The organism is Nonlabens marinus S1-08 (genome assembly GCF_000831385.1).
GTDB classification, from domain to species: Bacteria; Bacteroidota; Bacteroidia; order Flavobacteriales; family Flavobacteriaceae; genus Nonlabens; species Nonlabens marinus.
The window spans coordinates 2,558,749-2,577,341 of the sequence record NZ_AP014548.1 but is presented as its reverse complement, the minus strand read 5'-3'; the positions used below and the strand labels follow the sequence as shown (position 1 = coordinate 2,577,341).

General features: G+C 38.6%; 16 protein-coding genes and 1 tRNA gene. 8 read left to right on the top strand and 9 right to left on the bottom strand.

Features of this window, described 5'->3' with window-relative positions:
* The first annotated feature begins 48 nt into the window (after positions 1-48).
* Positions 49-543, top strand: a complete 495-nt coding sequence (locus tag NMS_RS11790) for a DUF6495 family protein (RefSeq protein ID WP_041496969.1) — start codon at positions 49-51, stop codon at positions 541-543.
* Here NMS_RS11790 and NMS_RS11785 read toward each other — a convergent pair.
* Positions 540-1,073, bottom strand: coding sequence for a methylated-DNA--[protein]-cysteine S-methyltransferase (locus NMS_RS11785; protein ID WP_041496968.1), 534 nt, complete (start codon positions 1,071-1,073; stop codon positions 540-542). The two genes, NMS_RS11790 and NMS_RS11785, sit on opposite strands and share 4 nt — an antisense overlap.
* Positions 1,066-2,307: an ABC transporter permease gene (locus NMS_RS11780; protein ID WP_041496966.1), complete on the bottom strand. Its 1,242-nt coding sequence runs from the start codon at positions 2,305-2,307 to the stop codon at positions 1,066-1,068. Before NMS_RS11780 ends, NMS_RS11785 begins: the two co-directional genes overlap by 8 nt.
* A 155-nt stretch (positions 2,308-2,462) precedes the next feature.
* Between NMS_RS11780 and hisS the strand changes: the two genes are divergently transcribed.
* A complete protein-coding gene (hisS, locus tag NMS_RS11775; protein ID WP_041496965.1) occupies positions 2,463-3,842 on the top strand; it encodes a histidine--tRNA ligase in 1,380 nt (459 codons plus the stop codon).
* On the opposite strand, the gene NMS_RS11770 is transcribed toward hisS, so the two are convergent.
* The gene (locus NMS_RS11770) at positions 3,839-8,647 is read right to left on the bottom strand and encodes a LamG-like jellyroll fold domain-containing protein (RefSeq protein ID WP_158449007.1); all 4,809 of its coding nucleotides are present in this window, start codon (positions 8,645-8,647) and stop codon (positions 3,839-3,841) included. The two genes, hisS and NMS_RS11770, sit on opposite strands and share 4 nt — an antisense overlap.
* Before the next feature lie 300 nt (positions 8,648-8,947).
* Here NMS_RS11770 and NMS_RS11765 point away from each other — a divergent pair, with 300 nt between their 5' ends.
* The gene (locus NMS_RS11765) at positions 8,948-9,952 is read left to right on the top strand and encodes a LacI family DNA-binding transcriptional regulator (protein WP_041496964.1); all 1,005 of its coding nucleotides are present in this window, start codon (positions 8,948-8,950) and stop codon (positions 9,950-9,952) included.
* A gap of 31 nt (positions 9,953-9,983) precedes the next feature.
* Here the strand turns inward: NMS_RS11765 and NMS_RS11760 are convergent.
* Positions 9,984-10,057 (bottom strand) — tRNA-Met (locus tag NMS_RS11760).
* 149 nt (positions 10,058-10,206) lie between these two features.
* Between NMS_RS11760 and NMS_RS11755 the strand changes: the two genes are divergently transcribed.
* Together NMS_RS11755 and NMS_RS11750 are read left to right on the top strand one after the other, a co-directional pair.
* Positions 10,207-10,596, top strand: a complete 390-nt coding sequence (locus NMS_RS11755; RefSeq protein ID WP_041496963.1) for an START-like domain-containing protein — start codon at positions 10,207-10,209, stop codon at positions 10,594-10,596.
* Positions 10,597-10,645: 49 nt separating this feature from the next.
* Entirely contained in the window at positions 10,646-11,482 is an 837-nt protein-coding gene (locus NMS_RS11750) for an aminotransferase class IV (protein ID WP_041496961.1), read from the top strand.
* Here NMS_RS11750 and NMS_RS11745 read toward each other — a convergent pair.
* The 5 genes from NMS_RS11745 to NMS_RS11725 form a co-directional block, all read right to left on the bottom strand.
* Entirely contained in the window at positions 11,479-12,039 is a 561-nt protein-coding gene (locus NMS_RS11745) for a YqgE/AlgH family protein (protein ID WP_041497706.1), read from the bottom strand. The genes NMS_RS11750 and NMS_RS11745 overlap by 4 nt on opposite strands.
* Positions 12,040-12,173: 134 nt before the next feature.
* Positions 12,174-12,446 (bottom strand): HU family DNA-binding protein, encoded by a 273-nt coding sequence (locus tag NMS_RS11740; protein ID WP_041496960.1) that lies wholly within the window; start codon positions 12,444-12,446, stop codon positions 12,174-12,176.
* 154 nt (positions 12,447-12,600) lie between these two features.
* Positions 12,601-13,554, bottom strand: a complete 954-nt coding sequence (fmt, locus tag NMS_RS11735; protein ID WP_041496958.1) for a methionyl-tRNA formyltransferase — start codon at positions 13,552-13,554, stop codon at positions 12,601-12,603.
* The gene (locus tag NMS_RS11730) at positions 13,547-15,436 is read right to left on the bottom strand and encodes a RecQ family ATP-dependent DNA helicase (protein WP_052476950.1); all 1,890 of its coding nucleotides are present in this window, start codon (positions 15,434-15,436) and stop codon (positions 13,547-13,549) included. Before NMS_RS11730 ends, fmt begins: the two co-directional genes overlap by 8 nt.
* The gene (locus NMS_RS11725; RefSeq protein WP_041496957.1) at positions 15,429-15,965 is read right to left on the bottom strand and encodes an AAA family ATPase; all 537 of its coding nucleotides are present in this window, start codon (positions 15,963-15,965) and stop codon (positions 15,429-15,431) included. The genes NMS_RS11730 and NMS_RS11725 overlap by 8 nt, the downstream gene beginning before the upstream one ends.
* Before the next feature lie 75 nt (positions 15,966-16,040).
* On the opposite strand from NMS_RS11725, the gene NMS_RS11720 reads away from it, so the two are divergent.
* From NMS_RS11720 to murA, 3 genes are all read left to right on the top strand, one after another.
* A complete protein-coding gene (locus NMS_RS11720) occupies positions 16,041-16,328 on the top strand; it encodes a DUF493 family protein (RefSeq protein ID WP_041496956.1) in 288 nt (95 codons plus the stop codon).
* Between the two features lie 89 nt (positions 16,329-16,417).
* Positions 16,418-17,092 carry a DUF4290 domain-containing protein gene (locus tag NMS_RS11715; protein WP_041496954.1) on the top strand — a complete coding sequence of 225 codons (675 nt, stop codon included), beginning with the start codon at positions 16,418-16,420 and terminating at the stop codon, positions 17,090-17,092.
* Between the two features lie 177 nt (positions 17,093-17,269).
* On the top strand, positions 17,270-18,580 hold the full coding sequence (gene murA, locus NMS_RS11710) for a UDP-N-acetylglucosamine 1-carboxyvinyltransferase (protein WP_041496953.1): 1,311 nt from the start codon (positions 17,270-17,272) through the stop codon (positions 18,578-18,580).
* Positions 18,581-18,593 lie beyond the last annotated feature (13 nt).

The window sequence follows — 18,593 nt, the reverse complement described above, 5'->3', positions numbered from 1 at the left end:
TATAACAGAGCCGTTCCATTTTTTGGAACGGCTTTTTTATTACATCTTATGAAGTACAGAAGACTTACTAAAGAACAATTAGAAGAACTACACCCAGAGTTCATCAACTTTTTGGCTACTCAAACCATTACTGCTACAGAATGGGAGGAAATCAAAGCCAATAAGCCAGAAGTTGCTGAGGAAGAGATTGATATATTCTCAGACCTGGTTTGGGAAGGTGTGCTAGGCAAAGCGGAATTTCTAGAACACATCAGTCCTAATACCATGAACCTCTTTGAACTCAGAGAAAAAGAAATGGGATTGATCTCCATCATTGTAGGTGATGAGAAAATAGATATTACCACACCTACAGGTTACAAATGGCTTCAGAACAATTTATTAGACGAAGAGGTTAAGATATTTACTGCTACCAAGGCTTATGGTGAAGATCCTAATGCTGATAAATTTAAACTTATCGAGTCCGGCGCTGTAATCACTAAGGGGGACTTATTCCGTTACTTTGATGATTTGATGGAAATGGGCAAAGAGAAGAACGGCTTTTAAAATAAGCTTTGCTGGCCATTATAGAGATCGATGCCTTCTAGCTGGAGTAGTGCTTCTTTGGCTCTCAACCCACCGGCATACCCAGTAAGCGATCCGTCGCTGCCGATGATTCTATGGCAAGGAATTAGAATTGAAATAGCATTTGCACCATTAGCTGCTGCCACTGCCCTAATACTTTTAGGATTGTTCCGCTTTCGCGAAAGCGATGCATACGACATGGTTTCCCCATAGGGAATATCCTGTAAATCTTGCCAAATGCTTTTCTGGAAATCTGTGCCGCAGCATAAAAGCGGTACGTCAAATTGTTTTAACTCGCCCTTGAAATAGGCATCCAGTTGCTGAACTGTCGATGTTATCACATCATGTGTTCCCTCTTTGTATATAGCACCACAAAATTTTTGTACTCGATTGTCAATGGTTGGCCGCTGTTTACGATAAACCCAATCACAAAGACACAACTGGTTATTATAGACTCCTATAAGCAGTTCACCCACAGGCGACGTATAACTGGCTGTAATGATATTACTCATACCGCAAGGCCTCGATAGGATCTAATCGGGAAGCCTTAATGGCAGGGATGATTCCAGAGAAAATGGCGATGACTATAGAGATGATAGTAGCCCAAATAATTGCAGTCCAAGGAATAACAAATGTGATCTCAAATCCTGCGGATACCGCGTAACCGATCAAGACTCCCAGTACAATCCCAAGCAAACTACCGTACTGACTGATCAATAAAGTTTCTATAAAAAACTGCCAGGAGATCGTATTTCTTTTGGCGCCTAGAGCTTTACGAACACCTATTTCGCGAGTACGTTCTGTTACTGAAACCAGCATGATATTCATTAAAGCGATGGAACTTCCAAATATGGTAATCACACTGATGATAATAGCAGCGGCATTCAGCGCAATGCTGATTTCATCTACAGACGACATTAATTCATCCCGTTGAATGATACCAAAATTATCTTCTTCTACCGGAGTTAATCCTCGTATACTGCGCATGAGTAAGGTCGCTTTATCTTTAGCTGCATCCATCAATTGCTGATTCAATACTTTGACGCTCAAGTCATAGCTAATATTAGGTAAGGTGTAAATACTGCGTGCTACACCTATAGGTATCAAAACTCTTAAATCCACATTGTTGCCAAATGTGGACCCTTTTTCTTCTAATAAACCGATCACGGTAAACTTATTACCACGGATGCTAATGGTTTGCCCAATAGGATTTAAGCCTTGAAATAAGGCATCTTCCATATCACTCCCTACAAGTGCAACCCGGCTGTTGTTTTCTATATCAGATGCTGAAAAAGCACGACCATCTAAAATTTTTGTACCGCTGTTACTTATGAAATGCTCATTGATACCAGTGACGATGACTTTGGGTTTCGTTTTTCGATCCTCGCTTTTAACCTCGGCTTGAGAGGTGGCCTGGAAAGAAACTCCTACTTGAGCTCCTGGGAAGGAGTAGTTATCCTCAAATTCTCTAACATCTGTATAACTAACGATTGGATTTATCTTGCGCACTTCACCGCCGCCGCTGCGTTGGAAAGTCTGGGAATACCGTTGTATGTTGAAGGTATTTGTTCCTATGTCAGTAAACCCGTCGCTAAGAGTACGTTCTAGAGCGTTTACTGCACTTAATATACCCACAAGAGCTGTGATACCAATTGCAATGATAAATACGGTCAGAATGGTGCGCAGTAATTGGCTCCTGATGCTTTGCTGTGCAATACTAACATTTTCACGAAATAATCCTATCATGACCTATTGGACTTAAGTTCACTTGCAACGTTACAATTATAGAAGATAATTTTTAATAGATCTTGAAATAGAGACCTGAAGGAACAGAGTGTTTTTTTCAAGCTAGGTACGGCATCTGTGGGCAAGGCTTTATATTTGCAGCTTTAAAGCAAGCCATGGCACAAAAACCATCTATTCCTAAAGGTACTCGAGATTTCAGCCCTAACGAGGTGGAACGACGGGAGTATATTATTGATATTATTAAAAATAGATTTCAATTGTACGGTTTTATGCCCATTGAAACGCCCAGTTTTGAAAATTCTGAGACCTTGCTAGGTAAGTATGGGGAAGAAGGAGATCGTTTGATTTTTAAGATCTTGAATAATGGAGAGTTCTTGAATAAAGTACCCGAATCAGATCTAGTCACTAAAGACGAATCTGTGATTACCTCACAAATCAGCGATCGAGCTCTACGTTATGATCTTACTGTCCCATTTGCCCGGTATGTGGTACAACACCAGAATGATATCGCATTTCCATTTAAACGCTACCAGGTACAAAACGTATGGCGTGCAGACCGCCCTCAAAAAGGTAGATTCCGCGAGTTTACCCAGTGTGATGCAGATGTGGTGGGTAGTGATTCTCTATTACAAGAAGTAGAATTCATCAAGTTATTTGATGACGTTTATACAGACTTAGGATTAAAAGGGTGTACCATAAAAATCAATAACCGCAAAGTACTTGCTGGAATTGCAGAAATGATGGGTGCTGCAGATAAATTGATTGATTTTACGGTAGCCCTTGACAAACTTGACAAGATAGGTGCTGATGCTGTTAAAAAAGAAATGCTGGAAAAAGGAATTGAGGCAGCTGCCATCGAGAAATTGCAACCTGTTTTTGAATTGTCTGGCGACTTTGAGCAAAAAGTAGCTCAGATGAAGAAACTACTTTCGCAAAGCGAAATAGGACTTCAAGGAATTACTGAACTTGAAACGATTAAAGAAAAGCTAGCGCCGCTAGAAATGAAAATGACGCATCTGGACTTAGACATCACTCTAGCTAGAGGATTGAATTATTACACTGGCTGCATTTTTGAGGTTGCCGCACCAGATGGTGTTTCTATGGGGAGTATTAGTGGTGGAGGAAGATATGATGACTTGACTGGTATTTTCGGGATGAAGGATATGAGTGGGGTAGGGATCAGTTTCGGTCTGGATCGCATTTATCTTGTTTTAGAAGAATTAGGGTTGTTTCCAGATAGCGTTAAAGCGGGCGTGCAGGCCTTATTTATCAATTTTGGTGAAACTGAGGCTAGTTATTGTATGGAATGGATGTTTCGCTTTCGCGAAAGCGGAATAAAAACAGAGCTCTACCCAGAACCAGGGAAGATGAAAAAGCAGATGACTTATGCGGACAAGAATTCGATCCCGTATGTGATTCTAGCAGGTGAGAATGAGATTAAGACAGGTAAACTCACGTTGAAACACATGAAAACAGGTCTTCAAGAATCATTATCTCCCGAAGACCTGTTGGCTAAAATAAATACTACTTTTTAGTCTAATATCACTTTCCTGGAATACATTTGATCATCGGTAGTCATTTTTACAATATAGCTGCCTGTTGCCCAATTATTTCTCGGGATACTTATTTCACCAGATGCGGTTCTGACATCTACCGTATGGATGACTTGCCCTAGCATATTGATTATGGACACTGTTTGCAATTGAATGCTGGTTGGCGTTTTAATTTGAATTGTAGATCCATTTCTAGGGGTAAATACTATAATAGCCTCTTGGTCTGTAATAAGGTCGCTTCCTAGGGTACCTTGATTTTTAAAGACTACTGAAAATCGTGACTTATATTGACCCTTGAATAAAAAAGGACTTTCAAAAGCACTCTCTCTTAAATCATGTAATGTTTGAGTCACTTCATCCTTAATATAAATTGGAGTCTTTTCATCTAGATTTTGAATGTGATCCAGTCCTATTTTGATTGTACCGTTATCTTTTAGTTTTACAAACAATGGCAATTCTACCTGCTCTTCAATACTGCCTATCCCTTGAATGGAATATTTATCACTGCCTATTAAGAAAGCCATATCGTCCATTTGATCATCAAATTGAAGACCGTCGTACCCGCGATCGTAGGCTAAAGTTGCCTTAGGATCAATGGTTAATAATAGTTGACGATGAATCAAGTTAGGAGAGTCAAATCCAAGTCTGATTTTAGTTCTATTATCTGGTTGTGGGTTGTAATCTAGAGCAGGGTTAGTAGCACTACTTCCAGGTGCTGAAACAAATACACTATTACCACTAGATTCCTTTTCAAAAATGCGTTGCGTATTACGGAATTTGATAGTTCCTGTATTTTCTCCTATCACAAAGAATCCTTGAGATACTGCGACGTACCGACCTGGTACTTTGTTCGCAGTACCGTCTGCATTTACTAATGGGTGAGAGGTTCCTTTAGTAGCGGTTGGGGTGCCACCTGAATAGTTGTACATGGCATAACCTCCTTGGTATTCCGCTAGAATATGGCTACCACCTCCCCAGTGTTCCCAAAAATAGAGTGTTCCATCTAGATCTGTATTATCAGTAAGGAATGCCTGTGCATCCATTGCACTTGGGTAAGGGTTTCCAACAAGGTAATCGTTACCTGCGGTAATTGCTAGGTCCATATCACCATTATTAGGTTTACCTACAAATGTATAATTCTGATCAGTGGACGATCCAGTTCCTTTCATAGTGAAAGCTTCACCGGGATTGAGCATGTCTCCATTTTCAATAGCTTGCCAGTTAGCATAAACGCCAGAAGTTAAATTACTGTATTTGTATAACCATCGACTAGAAATAGTAGCGGCAGTAGATGTGGTTGCAATAGCACCATTAGGGTTACTCCTAGTAGTAAAGTTTAAGTCTCTAGGGTTATCTTCATCTGTCCCATCTTTTAAATTGCTAGCGAGACTATAGCCTGTGTTGTTTGTGGTATTATTTATAAAACTTACGGGAGATGCCCAGTAATTGTAATTATACACATCACCAGTCCCTTGTTGATCTCTCTCTAGATTACCACTGCTCAATGGATCTAAATCACTTTGATCATTTTGTACCAATTGGGCTTCTCCAACTAAATCTATTTTACCGTCAAGTTTCAAGTAATGTGTTACTGAAAGGCCATGATTGTTTTGCACCCTCAATGTATCGCTTTCTACCATTAAACCTAACAATTCAACATCAGTCGAGTTAATTACTATACTGTCTTTTGACCTCACAATGTTCCAATCAACCTTAACTGAAGAACCATTAATAACTCTTGTAGATCCTGGTGTAAACAGCATTGATCCATTTTCCCAATTACTTTGATTCTCCCAAATTCCGTTACTTTGAGTAACATAAGGAAGTGGAGCAGATTGAATTTTCATGGTGTATTGATCCTCATATGCCATTTGACCATGGCTTTTATTAATGGAATGATCGTTCAAGGCGGTACCTATATAGCTATTCAAGTCGTAATACGCCTGTAATTTATCCCATGTCACCGTTTTAATGGCATCTTTCGTGACACCTAATGGCATAATTTCACCTGCAACTAATGAGGAGTTGTCCATTACCTCCTGATTCATGATGTACCTTAATTGATCTTCAGTTAGTGCCGTATTCCATATTCTAATTTCATCAAGCTGACCCTTAAACCTATTTACAATATTCGTTTTAGATCTTTTGCGAGCCCCAATAGCCATAATATTTGAATTGGCTACAGGAGGTGTTCTTGTAGCAGAATTATCTAAAATTCCATCAATGTAAAGCTTTACTACTGTGCCGTCATATATTGCAGCGACGTGCGTCCAAGCGTTATTGTTGATTGCAGTATTAGTAACAAGGGTTTGAGCAGTACCATTATGCCAGTAAACATTTACCTTATTGTCGTTCCCTATATAAAATTGAAAACCATCCGTACCATTTCTTTTTGAGATGATCGTACGATTGCTATTACTATTATTACTTCCAGTGGAATAAACCCAGGCACTTATGGTGAAATTGCTTTCAATGTTTTTGCCATCCAGTACCTCAATGAAATCATCTACCCCATCAAATTCTAAACCTTGAGTTGAGTACACAACATCAGCTACACCTAAGGAAAAATACTTAGTACCATCCAATTCAACTTTTACACGTTCATAAGCACCTGATGTTTTGAAAAACACGGTTCTCAGATTCACTGTAAAATTGGGGTCATCTGCAATGATAAGGACGCGTTCTTTCTCTCCAGTTACAGGGCTCAAACCTGCAAAAGCGCTGGTAGGTACTCTGAATTCCAAGAATCCAATATCTCCAGTAGTTCGTTCTTTGATTTTCCAAATGCGATTCATCCGTTCCATACTGGTAGGAACAGAGATTGTAGTACCTACCGTATGGGTGATCGCAGCGCTGGCTTTGTACAAGTCGCCATTATTATGACCCCAAATCATAAACTCACGATTTGCTGCAAAAGAATTTGGGTTGTCAGTACCTATATCCTTAACCTCATCAAGACCTATGGCCACAATTGAAGTTGAATTCTCACTTTGAGACTGCTTTTGATTCAATTGGTAAAGGTCATCACGACCTATCGCCGCAACATCATAAGCAAACCCACTATTTGATGCAAAATCCCAAATGACGTCGCCATTAGAATCTATATAATCCCAGGTGGCTTGATGGTCATTAACGGATAATGAAGTAGTAGGCGCTTGAAGGGAAACGCCATTTTTTATAGACAGATAAGAATAAATACGTTGTTGTTCTGTATTTGATTTGCGAGTTCTATAACTAAAGACTTCTGTAAGCTGTCCATTCAAATGACTTTCAAAAGGCAAACCTGTCAACGTATATCTACCTACTCCTAGATAATAAGGAATATTAGTAAATTGTTGGAAGTTTAAAACAGCATTACTGACCGTTGTCTGTCCAGTCGTATTATCCACTTTACGGCCGTTGATGTAAATTTCTGATTGGTTGTTTGTAGAGTTGTTTTTCACATTGATGATACGAACATCATCGAAAGTTCGACTTGAGTTGGTAAAGGCACGACCGTAGCTTCCTGAAGCTGCATCGTTTTCACTTATGGGATCTATGCAATGTGCTAGCACTTCACTACTAAACCTAGCAGATACAGGACCCCAACCTAGTCCGGAAGGATCATTTGATGGGTTTTCAACGGAATATTTTCCGCCTATAAGTACAGTTTCATCACTGATTTCTTTAGAAGTATTTAGGTCACTTCTTACCACTACCCAATAATCTTGAGAGTTAAAGCCACCTATACCTCTCATATGTTGACCTTGCGACCTATCAAAAGTAACAGAAGGATTGAAGTTGACGTTGTCCACACTATTGTTAGTATAAGATGGAGCTTTAGCGGTATATTCTACTGCATCGTGATTCAAAGCCTTATCCTCCCATATATTCATAGGATCTCCATTACTCAAAGCTAAATCTGATGAGCGCAACCATAAACTTAATTGACTGGATACATTAGCAGGGCCAGTTGTGATTGTAGCAGGTATAGTACGCTGACCGGTCAATATCAAATTATCGACAGCTACTCCTATACCAGAACGGTTATTATTAGAGGCAAACACAAATCGAAACTTTACATTGGCATTATTGCTCAGCGTTAATGGTAATGGATATGTCGCTTGTTCAAAACGACTTATATTAGGGTCATTTGAGGAATTATTTCCTGTCCATGCAGATGCAGTAGATGAAAAAGCGCTTACAGTCGAATTGTTATACCAGTTACTAGCTCCTGATCCTGTACCATCATTTCCTAACACCGTCCAGCTAAAACCATTATTTGAACTATACTCCACTCTTAACCCATCTTCAACATCAGTTAATAGAGTTAGAAAGTCTAGACTCAATTGAATGTTTGTAAAACCAATTGTCGATATGGTGGCCGTGGTGACATAAGCTTGCGCATTGCTAGGGTAAGATCCATAGGGAGTGGTTACAAGATAGGATCCTTCTCCCTTTTCCCCAGTTGTACCTACCGCCCATTCCAAACCATTTGTGCTAGATGTAGTCCATCCAGTAAAATCCATTTCCATATTGTGGTAATAGAAATTTTCTCTTGTAGAACCGACAGGTTCATGTGCAACTTTGGCTGATGCTAAATTATAAGTTGCACTAGATGTTTTTGTAATCAACGTTTCTGTGATAGGAGCAATGTTTGATATGTCAACTTTCTCGAGTTGATGGGTGGCGTTTACCTGAAATAGAGGCGCATCCTTCAAGCTCAATATAGGTTTCTGGCTATCAGTACGCTCTGTGAATCCAGCATTATGCTCCTTAGATTTTTGAGCGATTATAGTATTGCTCAAAATCAACGTAAAAATAATTAGTATACAATTCTGAGTAATTTTTTGCATAGCAGTAATAAAATGATAAATAAAAGTAATCCATTAAAGTAACAAAAGAGAGTTTTAATCTATTTGTAATACTTATTATCTATAAAATAAGCTTTTAAACGATTAGTCTATTTATTTGTTTTTTGTTTAAATTAACATATGAGTGTTGTCAAGATTTTGAAAAGGACAGGTTTTGAAAAGGAGTTCGCTTTCGCGAAAGCGAAATAATTACAGCTTCATCTCTAATCCATTACCTTTATATAAAAATATCCTGTGAAGAAAAATAAGGTCACTCTAAGCGCACTTGCAGATAAACTGGGACTATCAGTTTCTACCATTTCAAAGTCTCTTAAAAACAGTACCGAGATCAGTGATGAGACGAAAGAGCTTGTCATTGCTACCGCTAAGGAGATGGGATATAAAGGAACAATGGAAGATCCTAGATCCCATAAAGTCATTGCTGTGGTCATTCCTGATATTATCAATGGCTTTTTTGCTCAAGCACTAACAGGTATCGAGCAAGTCGCAACAGAGAATGATTATAAAATCATTACGTGCCTTTCAAAAGAGCTCTTGAGCAAAGAAGCAGATTATCTAGAAGTGCTTAATAATGATTATGTAGATGGTTTCATTATCGCAGCGGCAGAAGAGACTCAGGTAAAATCTGATTATGCGCACATTCAAAAAGTGATTGATCGTGGAACTCCTCTTGTGATGTTTGATAGAGTAGTGGATGAATTGGAATGCGATAAAATGGTTAATGACGATGCTCTATCTGGCTCTCGCAGTGTTCAATTTCTAGTGGATAAGGGAGATCGCCATATTTGCATGGTAAGTACCATCAGCAACTTAAGTGTAGGTCGTTTACGGGAAGAGGGCATACGTCGTAAGGTTAAGGAATATGATGATGTTCTTTTGAACTTTATAACAAGCACAAATGAGACAGAGTTTGAAAGCAGAATTGAAGATGCTTTAAGGTATGACGGTATCGAGTCTGTGATAGCCTTAGACCAAATGGCAGGTATCATCACATTGAATAAAGCCCGTGACTTAGGTATTGAAATACCTAAGGACCTTCAGATCATTTGCTATTCTAATGGATTGCTCTCTGAATATTCGTATCCTAAAATGACAGTCATCGATCAGCACGCCGCTGAACTAGGTAAGAAAACCTTTGTACGATTAAAAAACTTGATTACTAACGAGGAGGAAATAAAGGTCACACGCATTCACACCTTAAAAACTTCATTAATAGAAAGAGGAACCACTAGACAATAAAAAAACCCTCCAATTTCTGGAAGGTTTTTTGTAGCGTGGGGCGGGCACGATCCGCCGACCTCAGCATTATGAGTGCTGCGCTCTAACCAGCTGAGCTACCACGCCATCAATCTTAAACTGCTGGTAGTTTAAGCGGCTGCAAATATAACTTTAATTTATAATCGCAACCAAATACTCTACATCAAAAATTTTAATTCAATAAATTTTAAAGTCTCCCTAGGATTACATTATATTGCCGACAAAGAAATATTTCAATGCAGGATCCTATAAAGTTTGAATTAGAGTTTGTAGTACACGTATCGCCAACCCTATTGTATCAATATATTGCAACGCCATCTGGGATGTCAGAATGGTTTGCAGACAATGTGAATAGTAGAGGAGAATATTTCAGATTTATCTGGGATGGAACGGAAGAAAAAGCAAAAATCATAAAGCGAATAGGCGAGGAGCGCGCTAGATTCCAATGGGATTATGATGAGGATACTAAAAAGTATTTTGAGTTACGCATAGAGGTAGATGAAATAACTAAGGATGTTTCTTTGATGGTGACCGACTTTGGTGATGATGAAGATGAAGTGGAGGAGCAGAAAATGTTTTGGGAAAACCAAATCAGCGAACTAAAAAAGGTCTTAGGTTCTCGATAGACCGTTTTATAACAATTAAATTTGCGCCCTGAATTTCAGGGCTTTTTTTATGGTGATTTTTAATGATGTACTTATAGAGAATGATGAGGCAAAACTGCCATACAATAATCGTGGAACCTTCTATGGCGATGGAGTGTTTGAAACTATACGTTGCTTTCAAGGAACCGCTATTTTCTATGAATCCCATTATTTTAGACTCATGTCCAGCATGCGGCTCTTACGCATGGAGATCCCACAATTTTTTACTCCAGAGTATTTTGAAGAACAAATCACTAGATTGTACGATACTTCAAAAGTAAAAGGAGGCCATTCTAGAGTCCGTATATCGGTTTGGCGAAATGCAGGAGGATTATATACCCCTACTGACAATACAGTTTCATTTACGATAGAAATGACAGATCTATCTCAAATATTTGAAAGGAGTGAGAAAAATGAAGTGGAACTTTTCAAAGACCATTTACTTCCTTTAGGAATGCTAGGTAATTTAAAGACGTCCACTAAAACCGTAAATATCCTAGCGGGTGTTTACAAAACGGAGAATGACTATGATGACATGCTGCTTTTGAATCAAAATAAAATGGTAGTAGAAAGTATATCTGGAAATCTATTTTTAAGATCTGAAAATATCATAAAAACACCACCGCTTGTAGATGGATGCTTAAACGGTATCATGAGAGAACAAGTGATAGCGCAATTAAAGCGCATGTTGAATTATGAAATAGTAGAAGAAAGTATTACCCCTTTTGAACTTCAACGTGCGGATGAATTATTTTCAACTAATGTGATTCAAGGAATCAAGAATATCACGAAGTACCGAAAAAAGGAATACGAGCAAACCGCTGGCGATGAGTTGCGATCTTTTTTTAATGAAAAGTTGTTTTCCTAGTTGTAACTAGGATTCTCTGGTGCATTGGACCATATCTCATACCCGTCGCCTAGATTACGCATTTTATGCTTCCAGATGTCGTGCATTTGATCAGAGAGTACTTCACTGCTGTCTTCATTATCTGTAACTACCCAAGAGTTAGAATCCAACTCTTGTTGTAACTGCTCTCGTTCCCAACCAGAATACCCAAGGAAAAACTTAATATCCTCTGTCTGAATTTTATTTAAATTGATTAAGGTGCTCACTGTCTGAAAATCGCCACCCCAATAGATACCATCTTGAATAAGATGCGAGTTAGGGATCAATTCTGGTATGCGATGAAGGAAATAGAGGTTGTCTTGACTAACAGGTCCACCTTCATAAACCTCAAATTCTTGATGAATTTCAGGGATCAGTTCATTGAGTGTGAAATCTAAAGGCTTATTAATGATAAACCCTACAATTCCATCGTCATTAAATTCTGTCAATAGAACAACTGATCTTGAAAAGGAAACATCCCCAATAATGCTGGGTTCTGAAACTAGTAGCTTGCCACGTTCTGGAATAAGTGTATTCATAAGCTCTTGACTAGGTTTAAACATAATAAATTAAATTTATTCTTTAACAAGAATTTAATTTAATCTTTGGTTGTTTTTTACAAAAAAAAACCCGTTTCGGTTAGAAACGGGTTAAATCTTAAAAGATAGCAGTCTTAGTTTACAGCTTTCTGTAAGTCGCTACCTGCTTTAAATTTCACTACTTTTTTAGCAGCGATTTTGATGGTTTTACCAGTCTGTGGGTTTCTTCCTTCACGTGCAGCTCTTTTAGAGACTGAGAAAGAACCAAAACCTACTAGAGATACACGGTCACCTTTTTTAAGAGACTTTTCAACGTTACCTAGAAAAGATTCTAATGCCTTTTTAGCAGCTGCTTTTGAAATGCCAGCAGATTCTGCCATTCCTTCGATTAAATCAGTTTTGTTCATAATAGAATTTAAATTAATGTTGGTTAAACTAAAACGTAGAAACAAATTTATACGGATTCTGCTAGCACGCAAGGATAAGAGCGAGAAAGTGGAAAAATTGTTTATAACCTTGAACAATTGTTAACAAAAAACCGATTATTGTGTCGTTTTATCGCTAGGCCTTATCAAATCTAGCATTCGGGCTGAATTGAAATCCATTTAACAAATCGGATGCTTTCATTCTCTTTTTATTGGGTAATTGCAACTCAAAGATGTCGATAAAATCAGTTGCACATGCTACTTTAATTTTTCCGTTTTCCACGACTATACTTCCTGGAGACATTTTATGCGGTCGGCGTATGATTTGTGTTTGGTATATCTTGATATTTTGATGTTCTTCATCAATTAGAACTGCTTTAGCAATAGGGAAAGGATTCAAACCTCTTACCATGGCATCTACTTCTCCTGCAGTTTGATTAAAGTCTAGCGTGGTATTTAACGCATTCAGTTTAGGAGCCTCCTTTAAATCCTGTGCCTCCTTCTGAATTTTAGTTTGGATAGGACCATTAGCGATGTCGTTCACTGTTTTCAAGCTTAGATTAGCTCCTAACTCCATCAGCTTCCCGTATAGAGTACCTACAGTTTCCTCTTCTTCTATATTACAACTTACTTGATCTATAATTGCTCCTGTATCAATTTGCTCATCAATAAAAAAGGTAGTGACACCAGTTTTTTCCTCACGATTGATGATCGCCCAGTTGATAGGTGCTGCTCCTCTATATTGTGGGAGCAAACTTGCATGTAAATTAAAGGTACCTAAAGGCGGCATAGACCATACCCTTTCAGGCAACATACGAAAGGCAACCACCACTTGTAAGTCAGCCCCTAATGTTTTTAGTTGCTCTATAAACTCTTCAGATTTTAAATTAGTAGGTTGTAGTATGTTAAGTCCTTTTTTCTCTGCAAAAGTTTTTACATGGCTTTGTTGCAATTGACGTCCTCGTCCTGCTGGCTTATCTGGTGCTGTAACCACACCGACCACCTGATGATCAGATTCTGCTAACTTTTTTAGAACTCCAGTAGCAAACTCTGGAGTACCATAGAAAACGATTTTTAAGGATCTATTCATGAATGATGTATTTATTGTCTTTGGTGATTTTTACTTGTTGTTTTTCTAAAAGGGTTCTCAGTGCTTCTGTAAGTTTTGCTTTATCCGTATTTAGAGTAACTAAAAGGTCTTCAAATGTCCTTGCGCTTTGCAAAGTTTGCAAAAGCATTATAGAATTAAGCTCAGCTCCCGACCTCTTTTTAGGCTTACAATTGGAACAGCTCCCGCAAGGTGTTTGTACAGGCTCATCAAAGTAGGCTAAAATCAAATTCTGAATACAGTCCTTCCGATTTTGAACCAACTGCATCATGGCTTTAAGCTTAGCTTCCTTCAGTTTGTTCTGCTTTTCTAGATCACTCGCAAATCGATTGATAGTACGATCATCCTCTCGTGGCACTAAAAAATTAATGTGTGTATCTGCTGGAGTCAACTGTGCATCGATAAGCTCTTGTTGCGCCATTTTCTCTAATATACGAATAACGTTTTCTTCGCTTGTATTACTGCGCAAGGCGATCAAGCCCAGATTGATGTTGAGTTCCTGTTCTTGGCTGCTGCCATAAGTGCGCATGAGAGATTGAATGATGGCACTTGCTATAGGGTCGTTCATAGCAAATTGGAGTATGTTTTTTCCGCTTTCGCGAAAGCGAATACTCGTCCTATCCTTAACATCTTGCAACATCGAGAGCACGCTAAATCGATCTAATGCTAGCAAGGCATTGTAACACGCCACACCATTCAAGTCATAAGTCCTACAAAAATCTGCAAACGAGAAATGATGCGGGCTTTCCATTCCTTCCCCTTGTGGAATCCGAAAATAATTGTTCAATTTACGGTACACCAATTTCAAAAAATCAACCGAGGGCAAGCTTTTAATGAACTGATTGTGAGCGTGGTTAAGATCGTTCACATTATAAATAAATTGAGCAACGCTGGGTTTACCATCACGACCGGCGCGACCGGTTTCTTGATAATAACTCTCAATGCTATCGGGTAGTTGCAGGTGTACAATACTGCGCACATCTGACTTATCGATTCCCATCCCAAAAGCGTTAGTTGCTACTATAACTGTAGTTGTGTTATTCATCCACTCTTGCATGGATTGGTCCCTTGCTTTTGAATCCAGCCCGCCGTGATAAAATCCAGCGGTGATATAGTGTTGTTGTAATAATCGGGCGTACTCAATACTGTTTTTACGACTTCGCACGTATGCAATGGAACTGTACGGCTGGTGCTCGTAAAATTGTACGGTAGATTTACGCTTGTCAGCAGTTTCTAGAATGCGATAGGTGATGTTATCTCGTTTGAAGCTATTCTTAAATACTGTGGCGTTTTCAAGTTCTAAATTAGATATGATATCTTCCTGAACCTTATGCGTAGCGGTGGCGGTGAGTGCCATAACAGGAACATTAGGGACTAATGACTTTAATATGGTTATATCTCTATAGGCGGGTCTAAAGTCATGTCCCCACTCGCTGATGCAGTGGGCTTCATCCACAGCTATTAAATTCACCTTCATTTTAGTGATTCTCTCTTGAACTAAGGGTTGTTGCAACCGCTCTGGACTTAAATACAAAAACTTGTAATTACCAAAAATAGCATTGTCTAGGATATCATCCAGATCCTGATAACGTATCGCACCCGTCAGGCCTATGGCTTTGACATTTAAAGATTGAAGGCGAGAAACCTGGTCCTTTATAAGCGCTACGAGAGGAGAAACAACTATACAAATACCATCCAGCTGCAATCCTGGAATCTGATAGCATAAAGATTTACCGCCACCTGTGGGTAATAGTGCTACCGTATCTTTTCCTTTTAATGCATTAGCAATGATATCCTCTTGCAAGGGCAGGAATGCATCATAACTGTAGACTTTTTGTAATATGTCTCTAGAGGCTTCAATCAATTTTTAAGGTTCTTAGTATAAAATCTAATCGTTCTGCTACTGGTAACTTAGGTACTCTGATAACATTGTAATTTAAAGATTCATAAAAGTCAGTAAGTATTTTACCGATGGTTACTGCTTGATCATAGGATTCATAACGCTCATTGTCGCTTTCATAGATTTCTTTCCAGGGTGGCAGGAAAAAAACTTGATCATAGATATGCTTCTTTGAAGCCTCATAATACGATTCCGGTATCGGATCCTTAGTAGATTTATGATATGCGGGAACATCAGGGATACCACGATCGTAAAAATGAATGCCAGAATCAGCCCTATGAAACTGTTCAATCCTTTTTTCTAGGAGCTGATTGGAAAATGACATGGGATCATCTAGAAATAACTGTTCTATTCCCTGTTTTTGAGCTTTGAGCGTAATCTCTCGCGAGATTTCATGATGTACGGTATAACCTTTATCCTCAATGGCTTTAATTAAGGTTGTTTTTCCTGATCCAGGACCTCCTATTAACAATATTCTAGCTGTTGATTCCATGAACTACAAATTAACTAAATCCAGTTCTAGCAGGACCGCATCCCGATGATTATATTTGCATAAGTTATTCCTATTATGAGCGATTCCAAGTCAGACGAATTTTACGAAAAGCTAAAGTTACAACTAGCAGATACCAGTTTGTGGCCCTCTAAATACTTATACAAGTTTATTGTTCCCACAGCCGGAGATAAGATTTCAGAAATCGAAAATATTTTCAATAATATAGGGGCTGTTATTACGACTAAAGAATCCAGTAAAGGAACATATACCAGTGTTTCAATCATTGTAAATATGAAAGATCCTGACGCTGTTATTGCAAAGTATAAAGAAGTTTCTAAGGTGGAGGGAGTTATTTCCTTATAGATGCAAACTTCATTTACCAATATATTTTAACAAGATTAACTGCTTTTTGTTTATTTTGCAGCACTTCACAATAAGAACTACATTTCATTTTGATATCATCATTAGAGTACAATACAGAGCGTAATCAGCTTAATATACCTGAATACGGTCGTCATATACAGAAGCTTGTAGAGCACTGTAAAACCCTAGAGACTAAAGAAGAGCGCAACCGCATGGCAAATGCCATCATTGGAGTTATGGGTAATTTGAACCCTCATCTAAGAGATGTCGCTGATTTTCAACACAAACTATGGGATCAGTTTTTTATCATATCAGAGTTTGATATTGATGTAGATTCCCCATACCCATTACCTAGTAAAGAAGATTTAGAAGCGCATCCACCGCGTATGCCTTATCCTCAAAAGAAACCTAGATATAGATTTTACGGGAATAACATACAGAGCATGATTGATGTAGCTACTTCATGGGAAAAAGGGGAGAAGCGAGAAGCTTTGACATTCATCATTGCAAATCACATGAAAAAGTCTTTTCTCAATTGGAACAAAGACTCCGTTGATGATTCAGTGATATTCAAACATTTATTTGAATTGAGCGATGGACAAATCAATCTCGCTGCTAAAGATGAAGACCTACTAGAATCTAAGGATCTGATCTACCGCAACACTAATACCCGTAGAAATACGAGCAATAATAACAATAACAGAAGCCGTTCAAAAAAAGGTGGAAGAAGTAATAACAACAATAACAGACGCAGACGCAATTAAGTCTTTTGAAGAATTATTTAAAAACAGCCTAAACGGCTGTTTTTTTTGTGCCAGAGTATGAGTTTAAAAAATCTCTGTATTTCTAATCTCTGTTAATTACTTTTGAATAGTTGACAGAGAAGTTGAGGTTCGACCGTTCTGATCATATTATTTTTAAAATTCAAAGTCAAAAAAACCATGGGAACATTTATTATAGAAGGTGGTCATGCACTCAAAGGAGATATTCATCCACAAGGAGCTAAGAATGAGGCGTTACAAATTTTATGTGCGGTCTTATTGACTTCCGATCCTGTGACTATTAATAATGTACCTGATATTATCGATGTCAATAAACTAATTGATCTATTAAGTCATTTAGGAGTTAAGGTGACAAAGAACGGTACAAGTTCGTACACCTTTCAAGCAGATAATGTAGATCTAGACTTTCTTCAATCAGAGGATTATAAAATATTAGGTCGTGGCCTTCGTGGATCCATTATGTTAGTTGGACCATTGTTGGCTCGATTCGGTCAAGGTTTTATCCCACGTCCTGGTGGGGATAAAATCGGCCGTAGAAGACTGGACACTCACTTTGAAGGGTTTATAAAGTTAGGTGCAAAATTTAGATACAATAAAGAGGAATACTTCTACGGTGTAGAGGCAGAGGAGCTCACAGGAACACACATGTTGCTAGACGAGGCATCTGTTACCGGAACAGCGAACATTGTTATGGCAGCTGTAATGGCTAAAGGAATTACAACCATATACAACGCCGCATGTGAACCCTATTTACAGCAACTGTGTAAAATGCTAGTCCGTATGGGAGCTAAGATCTCTGGAATAGGCTCCAATTTGTTGACCATTGAAGGAGTGAGCGAACTGGGCGGGACGGAACACAGAATCCTTCCAGACATGATCGAGATTGGCAGCTGGATAGGTCTAGCCGCTATGACTAAAAGTGAGGTCACCATAAAAAACGTTGCGTACGATGAATTGGGGTTAATTCCATCAACATTCCGTAAGTTGGGGATTACACTAGAACGTCGAGGAGATGATGTTTACATTCCTGCTCATAAAGATGGTTATGAGATTCAAAACTACATTGACGGTTCCATATTGACCATATCAGACGCGCCTTGGCCTGGCTTTACTCCAGATTTATTGAGTATTGTGTTAGTAGTCGCCACTCAAGCTCGTGGTAGCCTACTGATTCATCAAAAAATGTTCGAAAGCAGATTGTTTTTTGTAGACAAACTCATCGATATGGGGGCTAAAATTATTCTTTGTGACCCTCACCGTGCTAGCGTGATAGGCCATGATTTCCAATCCAGCCTTAAGGCAACAACCATGACTTCTCCAGACATACGTGCAGGAATCTCATTGCTTATTGCCGCTCTCAGTGCCAAAGGAACCAGCACTATTCATAACATAGAACAGATTGATAGAGGATATCAAAATATTGACGGTCGCCTTAAACAAATAGGGGCTCATATACAGCGAATTAGCTAATGTAGGACATACT